The organism is Pseudomonas sp. E1BtOHC1, from assembly GCF_058744285.1.
The window spans coordinates 2,452,011-2,466,537 of sequence record NZ_CP196023.1 but is presented as its reverse complement, the minus strand read 5'-3'; the positions used below and the strand labels follow the sequence as shown (position 1 = coordinate 2,466,537).

At 60.5% G+C, this 14,527-nt stretch carries 10 protein-coding genes; all 10 read right to left on the bottom strand.

The window, feature by feature from the left end:
• Positions 1 to 5: 5 nt before the first annotated feature.
• The 10 genes from ACSSVC_RS11315 to ACSSVC_RS11270 all read right to left on the bottom strand — a co-directional run bounded on the left by ACSSVC_RS11315 (position 6) and on the right by ACSSVC_RS11270 (position 14,237).
• Positions 6 to 3,011 (bottom strand): two-partner secretion domain-containing protein, encoded by a 3,006-nt coding sequence (locus tag ACSSVC_RS11315; RefSeq protein WP_492612291.1) that lies wholly within the window; start codon positions 3,009 to 3,011, stop codon positions 6 to 8.
• 75 nt (positions 3,012 to 3,086) lie between these two features.
• Positions 3,087 to 4,805: a ShlB/FhaC/HecB family hemolysin secretion/activation protein gene (locus ACSSVC_RS11310; protein WP_492612561.1), complete on the bottom strand. Its 1,719-nt coding sequence runs from the start codon at positions 4,803 to 4,805 to the stop codon at positions 3,087 to 3,089.
• Between the two features lie 19 nt (positions 4,806 to 4,824).
• Positions 4,825 to 5,577 (bottom strand): fimbrial biogenesis chaperone, encoded by a 753-nt coding sequence (locus ACSSVC_RS11305; RefSeq protein WP_430962738.1) that lies wholly within the window; start codon positions 5,575 to 5,577, stop codon positions 4,825 to 4,827.
• 11 nt (positions 5,578 to 5,588) lie between these two features.
• Positions 5,589 to 8,081 carry a fimbria/pilus outer membrane usher protein gene (locus tag ACSSVC_RS11300; RefSeq protein ID WP_492612560.1) on the bottom strand — a complete coding sequence of 831 codons (2,493 nt, stop codon included), beginning with the start codon at positions 8,079 to 8,081 and terminating at the stop codon, positions 5,589 to 5,591.
• Between the two features lie 280 nt (positions 8,082 to 8,361).
• Positions 8,362 to 9,090, bottom strand: coding sequence for a fimbrial biogenesis chaperone (locus tag ACSSVC_RS11295; RefSeq protein ID WP_346634879.1), 729 nt, complete (start codon positions 9,088 to 9,090; stop codon positions 8,362 to 8,364).
• A 28-nt stretch (positions 9,091 to 9,118) separates the two neighbouring features.
• The gene (locus ACSSVC_RS11290; protein ID WP_346634880.1) at positions 9,119 to 9,667 is read right to left on the bottom strand and encodes a fimbrial protein; all 549 of its coding nucleotides are present in this window, start codon (positions 9,665 to 9,667) and stop codon (positions 9,119 to 9,121) included.
• A 607-nt stretch (positions 9,668 to 10,274) separates the two neighbouring features.
• The gene (locus ACSSVC_RS11285; RefSeq protein ID WP_492612290.1) at positions 10,275 to 11,612 is read right to left on the bottom strand and encodes an MFS transporter; all 1,338 of its coding nucleotides are present in this window, start codon (positions 11,610 to 11,612) and stop codon (positions 10,275 to 10,277) included.
• Positions 11,613 to 11,691: 79 nt separating this feature from the next.
• A complete protein-coding gene (gene kce / locus ACSSVC_RS11280; RefSeq protein WP_346634882.1) occupies positions 11,692 to 12,624 on the bottom strand; it encodes a 3,5-dioxohexanoate:acetyl-CoA acetone transferase in 933 nt (310 codons plus the stop codon).
• Between the two features lie 99 nt (positions 12,625 to 12,723).
• On the bottom strand, positions 12,724 to 13,512 hold the full coding sequence (locus ACSSVC_RS11275) for an SDR family oxidoreductase (protein WP_346634883.1): 789 nt from the start codon (positions 13,510 to 13,512) through the stop codon (positions 12,724 to 12,726).
• Complete coding sequence (locus ACSSVC_RS11270; RefSeq protein ID WP_404938605.1) at positions 13,509 to 14,237, bottom strand: GntR family transcriptional regulator; 729 nt, start codon at positions 14,235 to 14,237, stop codon at positions 13,509 to 13,511. The genes ACSSVC_RS11275 and ACSSVC_RS11270 overlap by 4 nt, the downstream gene beginning before the upstream one ends.
• Positions 14,238 to 14,527 lie beyond the last annotated feature (290 nt).

Sequence of the window (14,527 nt, the reverse complement as noted above, 5' to 3'; positions counted from 1 at the left end):
AGTCATTACTCCGTCAGACTGATCAGCGAATTCAAGCTGCTGGGTGCACGGACCGAGGAATAGGTGCCGTAGTTGACCCCCACCTGATTACCGTAAGTCTGGAAGTAGCCCCAAGTGGTATCGACCTTGCCAGTGGCACTGGAGCCACGGATGTCCCCTTCGTTCACACCCACCAAGCCACCCAGGGTTGCACGCCAGCCACCACTGACGCGGCCGCGGGAGGCGGAGTTGATGATCAGCGACTGGTTCTCGCCGACCAGCCCACCCACCTTGCTATGCCAGGTTCCATGGACATTGCCGGTGGCCAGGGCTCGTTCGATGACATGTTTCACATAGCCGGCGTTGAAGCCCACCAGTCCACCCACGGCACTGTAGGTATCACCAAACACCTTGCCATGGGCCTCGACCGACAGCAGATTGCCGTCGTTGTAGCCGATCAACCCGCCGATGCGACTGTTGGCGTAACCCTCAACGGCACCATAAGCCTTGGCATCGAAGATAAAGCCACCGACGTTGGTGCCGACCAAGCCGCCGACGTTACTGCCAATGCCGCCTTTGACAGCCCCCCTGGCCTCGACAAAACCGCTGATCGTACTGTCGTCGTTTTTCCCCACCAGACCGCCCAGGTGACTGCCAAGCCTGTCGATGACCTTACCCGTGGCCTTGACGTTGCTCAGGGAGCTCTGGTTCTGGTTCAAACCGATCAGGCCACCTGCCGAACTCGTCGTAACGCCGTAGACATTACCGCTGGCGCTAGAAGCACTGATCAGACCTGCCTGATTGAGGCCGACCAGACCGCCAATATGGCTGCCAAGGGAGCCATGCACGGCGACCGAAGAACTGGAGCCGGTGATGGTGCCACTCTGGTTGTTACCCACCAGTCCCCCCAGGTTCAGGTCCTTGTAGATCGGGTTGTAAGTCCCGATAGAGCCCTTACTCGAAGAGTCGGAGATCACCCCGCCATGGTTGACACCCACCAGCCCCCCGGCGCCCCCCATGATCTGTTTGTGCATATGGGTGGTGACATCGACATCGCTCGAGCTGCGGATCACGGCACCGGACTTACCGCCAAAACTGTTCTCCCCCACAAGTCCGCCAATGGCCGAGGTCAACAGACCACCCTGCAGCGCGCCCGATACCGACGAGTCGCTGATCGATCCGCCCATGTTGACGCCCACCAGACCACCCACCTTGTTGCGCTGATCGCTCTTGGCATTGACCCGCATGGCTGTGGCACTGACATTGGAAATGCTGCCGCTGTTGCGTCCCACCAGGCCACCTATTTCACTGAAACCGCTCTTGGTGCTGACTCCGTTGACGGTCACATTGGCCAGCTTCAGGTTGCTGATGCTGCCGGAGGACTGGCCGAACAGCCCGGTGTATCGGCCTGAACCGTTCACCGTGAAACCGCTGAGGGTATTGCCCAGGCCATTCAATAAGCCGGTGAACATCTGGTCACCGCCAATGGGCTTGACGCCCCACGAGCCCTTGATCTGATTGCCCAGGACATAGTCGCCATCGAGCTTGTTGCCGATGGCCTGCAACTGCTGGCTGTTCTGGATCACTTTGTGCTGCGTGCCGTTGGCATCAAACCCGGCCTCACGTCCAGACAAGGTCACCAGGCCTTTATTCCCCAGGGCAAACTGATTGCCGTAATTCACTCCCAGACTGCTGTTGGCGCCACTGAGGGTCACCTGACTATCGAGCCGGATCGAATTCCCGGCCTTCAACTCCAGGCGCGCGTTGGCCGCCGTGGCATTGATTCGCTGGTTGAGTTTGAGATCCCTGGCGGCGGACAGGGCCAGTTGATTGCCATTGTTCCAGGTGATTGGCGCGTCCACGGCAACATCACCGGTGCGACTGCGCAGGTGGACGCTGGTGCGGTTCAGGCTCTGTACAAGGGTGCTGTCGATAAGGGTGCTACTGCCGGCCACGCCCGTTGAGGCGACCTTGACATCATTGGATTCGATGACCCAGGTACCCGTCTTGCCGTTCCTGGAATGCGTATCGACCTGAGCATTGAGTTCGACCCTGGTGGTCGCGCCAAGGGTTTCGACGGTTCCGCCATCCCCCTCAACGCCCAGCGCCTTGGCCGACAATTGACCGCCTACGTTGACCGCGCCGCGGTCGCCACCCTCAAGGACTATGCGCCCCCCCTTGCTGGACAGGGTATTGGCTTCGACCACGCCCTGGTTGTTGACCACCGCTTGAGTGATCGCATTGGCACTCTTGGCCATCATCAATACCTGACCGCCGTCAGCCTTGAGCAATGCGGTGTTCTGCACCAGAGCGTCGACGGCTGCCGCCTCCACTTGCAGGTTGATCAGGTTGTCATCGCCCAGACTCAGGGTGAAGTCATTGCCGGCACCCAGGGCAATCGCTCCCTGTTCGGCAACAATCTCCCCAGCGTTGCGAACCCTGGCCCCCAGCAACGCCACATAGCCGCCTTCAGCCGTGGTGATTTTGCCGTCGTTGATGACGTCCATGGACGAGTTGCCGGAGAACCGGTAGCGACCGTCATTGAAGTCGTTATCGCTGAGGTCCCGGGTCGATGCCACCAGGCCACCCACGTTGACCTGTGCGCCCTTGCCAATCAGCACCCCATTGGGGTTGATCAGAAACACCTGGCCATTGGCATTGAGCGCGCCCTGGATATCGCTGCTCTTGAAACCGGTCACCCGGTTCAAGGCAATGGCATCACGCCCCGGCTGGTTGAAGGTCACCGACTGATCGGCGCCGATGCTGAACTCGGTCCAGTGGGTAACCAGCTTCTCACTGTGCTGGTTGATCACCAGGTTATTTCCGGAGGCTTCGTAACCGGCGCTGCCGGAGATCAGCGTGCCGCCCTCGGGCAACGCCATCGCCGGCGTCAGACCACCCAAGGCCAGAAGCCCGGCGGCCATCACCAGTCCCTGGCGTGAGCCGGCACGACGCCGGCGCCGTGCACCTTCCTGAGTGACTTTCCAGCAGCCTTGGGCCTGGTTCCATACCAATGCATAAATCCTGTTCACAGTGACTCCTTATTTACATTCCATGATTCAGCAGTGCATTGCCGAACCGCACCCTTGCAAAGCACACGCAAGCCTTCAGAAAAACTGTGTCGCGCTCACCCAGATCCTTGGGGTGTGCTCAGGACCGTCCCCGGCTTTGCGGTTATCCAGAGGCCAGGCGCTGCTGAGGTTGAGTTGCCGCTGAGCGCCGCTCCAACGCGCTCCCAGCCCCGCCGATTGCAGGCGCTGGGTGTTGATCTCTTTCGTCCAGGGCAGGCGGTTGACCTGTACATAACCCTTGTCGGAAAACAGGCTGAGTTGCCAGCGGGGAGCCAGGGCGTAGCTCAGCTCAAGACCGGCCTGCCAGCCCTGGTCGCCGATGCCGGCACTCTGGGGATAGGCGCGCACGCCATAGGGACCGCCGAGCCCCATTTTTTCCGAACTGTCGAGGTTGGAAGAGGCCCACTGGGCGTTCAATTGGGCGTAGAGCTGAAAGCGATTGCCCAAGCGCTGCAGGCGCGCGAGCTGCAGGTTGGTCTTGGCGAAGCCGCCGCCGGTTGCGGCGGTGTCACGATCTGAACGCTGCTCGAAGGCATCGTCGAACGTCAGCTGCCCACTGCCATAGGAAAGGTTGAACTGGTTGTAGCCGCCTCCCAGGAATCGATCCTGGCGATTGCCTCCCAGGCTCAGGGTCCACAACTCGATGTGCTTGCGCCTGCTCAGTTCAATCAGGTCGATGTCGTCGCGCAGCTGCTTGTTCTCATATTGCAATTGCGCACTCAGATCGAAGGTCCGGCCGCGCAGAATCGGCTGGACGACGAAGACACTCTGGACATTGGCCTGGCCATTCATCTCCAACTTCTTCAGGCGCTTTCGGTTCAACGCGTAGCTCATGTGGGAATAGGCCGCGCCGAGCCGCGTCGACCAGGGTCCCAGAGGCAGTTGATAAGCCGTACGGTAGTAACGCTGGTCCCGGTCAGTGCCCAGTACGCGCAGGTTGAGCTGGTCCCCCAGGCGCAACGGGTTGTTGAGGTTGAAACTGCCCCCCAGGCGAAACTCGCCGGTGTGGTAACCACCGAAGTTGTCGGCCTCCAGGCTGCCGCTGGCCCAGGGGCCGGGTTGTGCATCCACCAGCAGATCGGTGGTGCCGGGCTCCCGGCCGGCGCGCAAGGTGCCCTTGACCTTGACCCCGGGCAGGTCATTGAGCAGCAACAGACTGCGCTCAAGATCACCGCTCTGCACCGCTGTGCCGCGGTCCAGGGAGGACAGCGGCGCACGGATCACCGAGTCAAGGGTGCGCGACTGGTTGTGCACCTCAATGCGTCCGTAACGACCTTCGATGACCTCGATGCGTACCACCCCAGCATCGATCTCCTGAGCCGGCAAAAAGGCTCGGGCCAGGAGGTAGCCGTGCTTCTGGTAATGGGCGGTAATGCGCTCTGTTGCACCACGCAAGCCTGACAGGTCGAGTTCACGTCCAGGCAGATCCTCCAGTAATTGCAGCAACGCTTGAGCGCTGAAAACCTGATTGCCCTCGATGACGAATGCCTTGACCAGCAAGCGCAGGTCCAAGGTGTCCGGGGTCGCGGCCGCACTCGGCCGATCGGCCTTGGGCAGCTCCAGCTCCACCTCATCGGTGGGCGCTGGCAAAGCCGGTTGGGTGGCTTCAATGTCCCGTATCGCCTGCCCGGCATTGGGCACCACGCCCCGCGCCTGAGCCTGTGTCGCCACTGGCCAGAGCAACGCCAGCAGCACCCCCAGCCTCATGCCCGAAGACACTCGCATCAGGCACCGCCCCTTGCGTTCAAAGGCCATGAGCCCGGCCGCTGCATCACTACTGCTGTACTCGCGCATCTGCACTCAGCGTCTCCCCGCTGTCCAAAACCACGTGATATCGAACCTGCGCCGCGTCGGCGGCGATTGCCTGAACGGCGGGCAGGGCCAGGTGCGTCGAGCCGTAAGGCTCGACGGTGACTCCCTGCCAGGAGGCCCCTTGACCGCCACCGCCAACATCCACCTGGACCAGGGATACGTAGAACGGCGTGGGGTTGCTCGCCTTGAGCCTTAGCCCCCCTATCGCCTGTGGCCCCGGTTCCAGAGTCCAGCTCATCTGCTGCACCGCTTCATCGGCAATGCCGGGCAACCCCTTGGGGCGATACAGCAGCTTCATCCGCAGGCGATAGCTCATGCGCAACTGGTTGCTGCTCATTGGCAGCAGGGACGGCACTTCGAGAAAGTTGAGCCAGAACACCGACTCGCGATCAGTGGGCAACGGCTCGCCGGTGTAGCGCACCGACAACGTGGATCGCTGTTGCGGATCGAGCCGCGCAAGCGGCGGCGAAAGCACGAACGGCACCGCCAGCCGGCTCGGATCAGCAGCGGCATCCCCCTTGTCCAGCCAGGTTTGCAGCAGCAGAGGCGACTGTCCGACGTTGCCGACCCGGATCGTCAAGTCTGAAAGTCCCGCGGGATAGATAAAGCGCGTGCCAATGATCGAAAGGTCGGCTTGGACGGCCAGGCTGATGCAAGCCAACAGCACTGCGCACGACAGGCGCAGGCCGAACAGGCCACGACCTGGCGCGACCAGGCAAACGCCGTTCAAAGGGGGGTCTCCTGATGGCTGCCGGCGTCGTCGCCGGGCGCAGGCAAACCGCGGCAAGGCAGATCCAGCAGGACATAGGCATGAGCGGCCTGCGCGTCGCGCTCTGGCAGCTCATAGTCGATCAGGCACTGCTCACTCGGCTGGGCGCCCCACTGGATACGGATACGGCCTTGATCTTTCTCGCTGCGCAGCACCAGGCGACTGCCCTGGCCGACCGCCCCCAACTCCTCTGCGCTTTCAGCGTCGACAGCAATGGCGGCAAAGGGCAGCGGCTTGCCATCGTCCTGGCGGCTGTCGATGAGAAAAGCTCGGGCCTTGCGGGTCAGGTACGCCAGCCTGACCACCGCGCCGGCCTTGGGCGCGACACTGCGCGAACTGACCTGCAGCTCTACGTCGTCGGCAATGCCGCTGGGGTCCAGATCGACGGTATTGAGCTGATAGGGCGTCAGGCTTGGCAGCACCGCATAACCCTGCCCGTCCACCCGGCCGCCTGAGTAGCCGACGCTGGCGCCCTGGGCATGGGGGGCGTGGACCAGGGCCGCAGTTTCACTCAGGGTCTGGGAAAATGTCAGGCCGCCCGAATGCAGGATCATGCCTCCCGAAGCCCCCAAGGATTGTGCGCGGTAGTCGCGGCCCTGGGAAAAACTCGAACTCAGGGAAACCTGGGGCAGGTAATAACTCAGGTTGGCGTTGCCCGAGGTATTGCGCTCTTGCGCGTCATGGGCGACCGAAAGACCATAGGACGCATCGTCACGCTCGCCCAGGGAACCGGAAACGCCACTGGAATAGTGCGCGCCGGAGTTCTGGTCATGGGTGATATAGCTGTTGAGCTGTGACGAGCGTCGTCGCCCCTCGCTCAAGGGCACCGACAGACTGAAGCTGAACAGCGTGTTCTCGCTGTTGCTGCCTATCCCCGAGAACCCGCTTGACCCGCGTAACCGCTGGACGCTGAGGGAATAGCTGCTCCCTCGCCACTGGTTGCTGTACCCCAGGGAGTAGCTCTGGGCCCGTCCGCTCCGGTTCCAATAGTTGAGCGAGGAGCCGCTGAGGTAAAAACTGCCGGCCCCCGCACCCAGTTGCTGGTTGATGTTGGCATCCAGCCGGTTGCGGACCCGAGCGAATGACTCGAATCGCTGACCACGGTTGACGAAGTCCTCCAAGGCGATGGCGTCACTCAAGCCCAGGTAACCACTGGTGGAGTATCGATACGCCAGCAACGAGAACTGAGTGCCGCTGTCATGCAGGTTTTTGCTGTAGGTCAGGCGCAGGCTCGACCCGTGCAAACTGCCATTGGCCGGGACGTTGGTCCTGGCCTGGGTCAGGTCGAGTCCGAACCCGCCTATTGCGGTATTGAGTGCAGCCCCGATCAACCCGGACATGTAGCTGCCGGTGAATGCCGTACCGACGTAACCGGTGAAGCGGTTATCCAGCCCGTGTTGCAGCGTGCCCTGGGCCACATATTGGTGAAGCCCGCGGCCACCGGCTCGGGTCACCTGCCCGGCAGTCAAGCTGTAGCGGGAAGAACCCGGGCGCAGTTGGCGAACCATAGTGGCGTAAGGAACGGTGAAGCTTGTGCTCTGGCCATCCGCTTCGGTGACCGTCACTTGCAGGTCACCGCCAAAGCTGGCGGCCTGCAGATCGGCAATTTCGAACGGGCCGGGAGCAACCGTGGTTTCGTAAACCAGATAGTCGCGCTGGTATACCGAAACCTTGGCATTGGTCTTGGCCGTGCCTCGCACCAACGGCGTGAAATTACGCTGGGATATGGGCAGCATCCGCTCGTCACTGAACAGTTTGAGCCCACGAAAGGACACCGAGTCGAACAGGTCAGAGTCGGTCACACTCTCCCCCACCAGCAACTGCGAACGCCATGCGGTCAGGTCAGTCTGGCCATAGATGTAGCCGCGCTGATAATCGCTGCCGGTGTCGGGCGACCACGTCAGGGTGCCCGAGTGACGCAGGCGCAGGGCTCCGAGGTTAAGGCCCATGTTGAGCCCCGCGTAACCGTTGGTCTGGCGTTGCCCATGACTCTGCGAACTGAACAGGTTGGTGCTGTAGTTGAGCCGTGCAGCGGTGACACCGGGGTCCCAACTGGCCGGATCGACATAGCTGGTCGAAGCATCGGGCAACAGAAAGTATTGCGGCACAGCCAGTTCGAGCCGTTGCTGCGCAATATCGACTTTGCTGGTGACGCCGGGAATGTAGGTCGCCAGATCGCCACAGAAAACGCCCTCGCCACGTAACGGGTGCAATGTGCCGGGTACCGCTGCGTCGGTTTTTTGCAGATCAATGCCCAACTGCTGCAACAAGCCCCGGTCATAACAGGGCTGGCTACCCTGGGGATCGTCGCTTTCACGCAACTCGATCTCAAGCAGGCCACGCCACTGTTGGCTGACCCGTACATCCAGCAAGTAATTGCCCGGGGCTACATACCCCGGTCGCTCGAAGCGTTGAGTATCAATGGCGGTGTTTTCACCCTTGAACAGCATCTGCGTATCGAAAAACACTGGATGACTCGGCGCGCTGTCGCTGACTTTTTCAGCGACCGCGGCTTCCCTATCGACAACCGGCTGTGCAACGACAGGCACTGCCCACCCCAATACCCCAGCCCCAAAAGACAGAGCTCTGAAGAGCGACGCAGAACTGTCGAAACAACCCATTTTCGCGCGCGCAGGAAATCCCAGCCAATGGGGCTGAATGCTCAACATAATCAGTACCGACACACTCAGAACAACGCTGAAAATAAAAAGACGGAGTTGATGAGTTCAATTAACGCAGCACTTTCTCCAGTGCTGTACGCCCACCGAAATCGTTAACTACTTCAAACCGAACCGATGCGTTTTGCGGTGTATTCCCAGCACTGCCTGGCCAGGCAAAGGACTCCTGGGAAAAGGGCGCCACCATACCGGCACCCAATGCGACCGTACGGCCACTTCCATGCACTTCAACTTTACTGAACGACAAATAATAAGGAGTGGGATTGGACACTTGCAGGCGCCCGGGCGGCTCAAACTTCCAACTCAGCCGCTCAGCCGCCGAGTGCACTTCGACCTTCAGCCCAGGCGGACGAAAGAACATCTTGAGCCGATGTCGAAAGGTAAATGCCAATCGATTGTTATCACCTTCCCGCTGCGCGGGAACTTCCAGCATATTGAGCCAAAACACTGTCTCGCGATCATCGGGCAGTGGCTCTTTTGAATAAACAACTCGCAGAACTGCAGCATTGCCCGGGTCCAAACGACTGAGTGTGGGAGTCAACTGAAAAGGCACCCTGATTTCTTCCGGCCTCTTATTGATATCGCCATCATCAATCCAGCTCTGTATCAGTACCGGAGCTGCACCGGTATTAGTGACTTTCAATGTCGCGTCACGGGAGTCGGCCTGATAGATCAGACGCGTACCGTGAATGAGGATCTCTGCATTGACTGTCGAGAATGACCCACCCAGAAAAAAGGCGCCGATAACGAGAAATTGAACAAACCGCGCTGTCGGCGCCATGGGTCAACCCTTACTTAACGAACAATAATCAGTAGCTGACCAGGAAGTCGATATTGGAGTTACCAAAACCTTCCGTGACATTATCAGTTGCTACGTAAGAGGCATTGAACTTGAGAACGGCCTTGTTCCCTTTGACTTCGGCAACCTGCTGATTGTCATTTTTTGACAGGTCGATTTTTGCAGTATTGCCTTCTACGTTGTTCGAGATCTGGATCTGAACACCTGTGGCACTGCCCTCACCAATCAGCCGCAGGTTGCCGGTACCTGGATCGATATGGCCTGTCTTGTTGAACGTGACGACAGCCTTGGAGCCGTCCGCACAACCCGTACCGCTCAAGTAGATCTCAAACCCCTTGGCCGGAGAGGTAGCGCCAATGTCAGCCAGATCTGCCGGCGAGATATCGCCAAGGCGTACCGGCTGATCCAAACCATTGGCGTCGACTGTTACATGGCAACTCACGCTGGTGATATTGCCTGTAAATTCCACATTACCGGAGTTGGCTTGAGACAGTGCAGGAGTCAATGCGGCAAGCATAACGCCAGAAGCAGCCAGCGATGTGAGAGATTTAAGTTTCATCTGATTCCCTTTATTCAACATCCATCAATAAGTGAGCAATCAAAACGTTCACCCTATTTACGAGTTCAGGCAAGACGCCAACATCGCGCAAACAGGACATGAGCGGGATACCCACACGAAAATTCTTACAGCACTCTTCACTCGCAACGGGAAACATCTCATTTTCAAATGTTCCGCCCCCGCATAGAGAGCGCCTACCATACCGAGAGGCTGGTGTTTTTTGAATGACGACTACTCTTCTTCTCATGAAGAGCACTCTTCAAACAAACAAGATCTTTCTTGGTGCTTAATGACATGAAAACAGCCCGCACAGCCCGATATAAATCCCTAACAACACACTCAAGCACCAAATAAATCAGACATTCCTGATATATCCAGAAAGAAGCCCCACAACACTTACAACTATCGAAACCTCACACAAAGGTATTGGCATACTTATGTAAGCACTCGACATCAATGCCGCTGACCACTTGCTTACAGCGTCCCTATATAAGCGCTCTGCTGACGACAGTTGCCTGAACGCAAAACGCCCGATGCACTGCATCGGGCGTTGGCTACATCGATGAGAGATCGCTCACCGCCTGCTCATTCGCTGAACGGCGCTGCGCTAAACAGAGTGTCGCAGCGGCTTCCCCGTGGCCCCTGCGCTTACCCGGTGTTCATCCTCCTGCCCCTGACGCAAACGCAATGCAGCCAGGGCAGCCATTACCAGCACCAGGGCGATCACCTTGAGGCCGTTCATGGCATCGCCGGTGCTCATCTCGATCGCCCCCATGACCGAGGGGCCAACAAAACCGCCCAGCAGTCCGCAGGAGTTCACAAAGCCCAGGCCTCCCGCCAGGGCCGCGCCTTTAAGCCGTGACGCCGGGTAGAGGAAGATGATCGACTGCACCACAAAGAACATCAGCGCTGCCACGCAGAATCCCAGCAAGCTCAACACCGGCCCGGAAAAGGCCGCGATCAGCAGCCCTGCCGCCATCGTCAGCAAGCCGCAGACCAGCAAGCGCCGTGCCCGCTGCACGCTGGTGGCCAGCCGCGGCAGGCTGATCGCCCCCACTGCCGCGACGATCCACGGCAAGGAGGTCAGCAGGCCGACGCTCATCAGGCTCAGGCTGGCGTACTTGCCAATGATGCTGGGGAGGAAAAAGATCACGGTGTAAATGGTGATCTGGTGACAGAAGTAAACAAAGATCGCCAACAGGATCTGCGGCGTAAAGCACTGCCGGAACGAATGCCCGCCCTGCCCCGCGCCCTCATCGGCTTCGTCAGCCAGACGCTGCTCGATGCCCCGGGCCTCCTCGGCGCTCAACCAGGGCGCGCGGCTCGGACGGTCCGGCAGGCGCCGCCAGACCACCCAGGCGAACAAGACCGCCGGCAGCCCTTCGATCAGGAACATCCACTGCCAGCCATGCCAGCCCAACAGGCCGTCCATCTTCATCAGCGCGGCGCCCAGCGGACCGCCGATGATATTGGCCAGGCACACCCCCAGCAGAAAGTAGCCGGTGGCCCGGGCCCGCTGCCGGCGGTCGAACCAGTAGGTCAGGTACAGCATGACCCCGGGAAACAGGCCGGCTTCGGCGATCCCCAGCAGCAGGCGCAGCACATAGAAAGAGGTCTCGCCCTGGACGAAGGCCATGGCGGCGGAGATCAACCCCCACGTGACCATGATTCGGGCAATCCAGAAGCGCGCCCCGACCTTGTGCATGATCAGGTTGCTGGGCACTTCGGATAGCGCATAGGTGAGGAAGAACAACCCGGCACCCAGGCCATAGGCAGCGGCGGAAATACCCAGGTCCACATCCAGTTGGTGCTTGGCCAGGGCGATGTTGGTGCGGTCGAGAAAGCTCAGGACATAGGCCGCGATCAACAGTGGCATGAGCTTGAGAAACATCAGGCGGGTCAGCTGTTGCGGGTCCCGGGGCGCTGCAGTGGTTGCAGTGTTCATGGGGCATATCCCTTTGTAGTTGTTATGCGGGATCGTCAGCGGGCCTGGAGCCAGGGCCGCTGACACGGGCCTTCAAGGGTCAGAACGCGACGTGGTCACGCCCCTTGAGCCCGAGCAGGGCCCGGGCTTCGTCCGGGGTCGCCACACGGCCGCCCAGGGCTTCGATGACCGTGCGAATGCGCCGCACCTGATCAGCGTTGCTGGCCGCCAGTTTGCCGGGCCCATCCCACAGCGAGTCCTCCAGGCCGACCCGGGCATGGCTGCCCATGGCCAGGCCCATGGTGGCCAGGGGAATCTGATTGCGTCCGGCGCCGAGGATCGACCAGTGATAGGCATCGCCAAACAGGCGATCGGCGGTGCGGCGCATGTGCGCCAGGTCCTCGGGATGGCCACCGATGCCGCCCCGCAGGCCGAACACCGACTGGATGAACAGCGGCGCCTTGAGCAGGCCGCGCTCGAGGAAATGCGCCGCGGTATACAGGTGACCGATGTCGTAGCACTCGATCTCGAAGCGGGTGCGATTCTCGGCACAGGCGCTGAGGATATGAGCGATGTCGCGGAAGGTGTTGCGGAAGATCCGGTCGTCGCTCTCTTCCAGGTACGGCCGCTCCCAGTCGTGCTTGAACTCGGTAAAGCGGTTGAGCATTTCGTACAGGCCGAAGTTCATCGAGCCCATGTTCAGCGAGGCCAGCTCCGGCTTGAATTCCAGCACCGGCTGCAGGCGCTCCTCGACGCCCATGGTGGGGGCGCCACCGGTGGTGAGGTTGATGACCACGTCGCAGGCGCCCTTGATCTGCGGCAGAAAACGCCGGAACAGCTCGGGGTCCTGGCTCGGCCGCCCGTCCTCCGGGTCCCGGGCATGCAGGTGGACGATGGCCGCCCCGGCCTCGGCGGCGGCGATGGCCTCGGCGGCAATCTCCCCGGCCGTGATCGGCAGGTGGGGCGACATGGACGGGGTATGAATGGCACCAGTAACGGCGCAGGTGATGATGACGGGTGTTTTTCCAGGCATGACGGTACTCCGACTTTTATTCTTGATGAAAAAAATCCCAGGGTGTCGCGTGCAGATTTCAGCGCCGGCGGTCCTCGCCAGCGCGGCCAGCCGGCGCGGCTAGAGGTACTCGACGTTGCCGTCGACGCTGATCGCCTGACCGGTGATGTTGCGAGCCGCCGGCGAGCAGAGAAACAGCGCCATGGCGGCCACGTCCTCGGCACTGACCATGCGCTTGAGGGAGATCTTGTTCAGGTACTCCTGGCGCATTTCGGCCACCGGTACCCCGGTCTGTTCGGCCCGGGCCTGAATCACCGCGTCCATGCGCGGCCCCTCGACGATCCCCGGCAACAGCGCATTGACCCGGATATCGCTGGCCCCAAGCTCGGCAGCCAGGGACTTCATCAGCCCGACGATGGCCCACTTGGTGGCCGCATAAGGCGTACGCCAGGCATATCCCAGGCGCCCGGCCACCGAGGCGATGTGCAGCAGATGGCCGTTGTCCGAAGCCTTGAGCAAGGGCACTGCGTGGTGGGCAAAACGGTACTGCGCGGTCAGGTTGATATCGATGGTGCGCTGCCAGTCGGCGTCGCTGACCGCATCGATGCCTGCCGTCGGCCCGGCGATGCCGGCGTTATTGACCAGTACATCAAGACCGCCGAAATGCTCCACCTGAAGCTGGAACAGCGCTTGGATCTGTGCCGGATCACCGACATCGGTGCGAGTCGCCAGCGCCTGGGGGTAGCGATCGCGGAACGCCGCCAGGGCCGCCTCACTGACATCGCAGACGTGCACCTGGGCCCCGGCTTCGAGATAGGCCCTGGCCAGCACTTCACCGATGCCCGCTGCGCCGCCGGAAATCATCACCCGCAAGCCCGGATAAGGCTGCAACCGCTGCAAGATGCTCATGCCCGACCTCCTTTGACCGCCGCCCCAGGCTTCTTGGCCAACAGCCGGCCCAGGGAATCCGCCGCTTGCATGATGTCGTCGGTGACAGCCGCTCGCACTCCCGGACCATCGCCGGCGGCCAGGGCTTCGACGATGCGATTGTGGGCTTCCATGGAACGTTGCAAGTGGGCCTGGTCCGGCGCCACCAGGGCGAAACAGGGCCCCATGTGCAGCCAGAAATTCTCCACCGCGGCCATGGTCAGCTCGGCTCGGGCCACGGCATAGATACGCCGGTGAAAGGCAAAGTTGGTCCACAGGTAACGGGACACATCCACCTCATCGGCAGCCTTTTGCATCTGCCGGCAAAGATCGGTGATCTCCTGCAGATCGGTCTTTTGCAGATGTTGCAGGGCCTTTTCCGCCAGCAGCCCTTCCAGGGCCACCCGCGCATCACGGATCTCCCGCAGACGCTCCAGCGTCATCATCCGCACCCGCAGGCGGGAAGTTTCCGTGACCTCAAAGGCATTTTCCGCACTCAGGCGCTGCAGGGCCTCGCGTACCGGCATGGGGCTGGAACCCAGGGCTTCGGCCAGGCCACGAATGGTCAACTTCTGACCGGGCTGAAAACGCCCACTCATCAAGGCTTCGCGAATCTGCCGGTACACCTGCTCCTGCAAGGTATCGCGAGAAACCTGACGCAACGTGGGAAGAGGGATTGGACCTTGAGATATAGGAGCTTCAGACATGGAATCTACCTGTGTTGTGATTCTTGTGTCCGACAATATGTGATCACAAATCAAATATGTCAAACACCAGACTTCGATGCAAAACCTGTCATGGAGGGTAGATTTACAGCTAAAACAATTTATTAATTCCGCACTGCGAAACACTATTCCGTATTGACCCAATTATTCATTGATGCCAGGATTATTTTCGCCAAGTGATTCAAATAGCGGAATCGAGCTGCCGGTGACTGTGGGTGTTGTTCTGCTGGTCACCCTCAACGCCATGCCGCGCCCATCGACCTCTCGCTGCC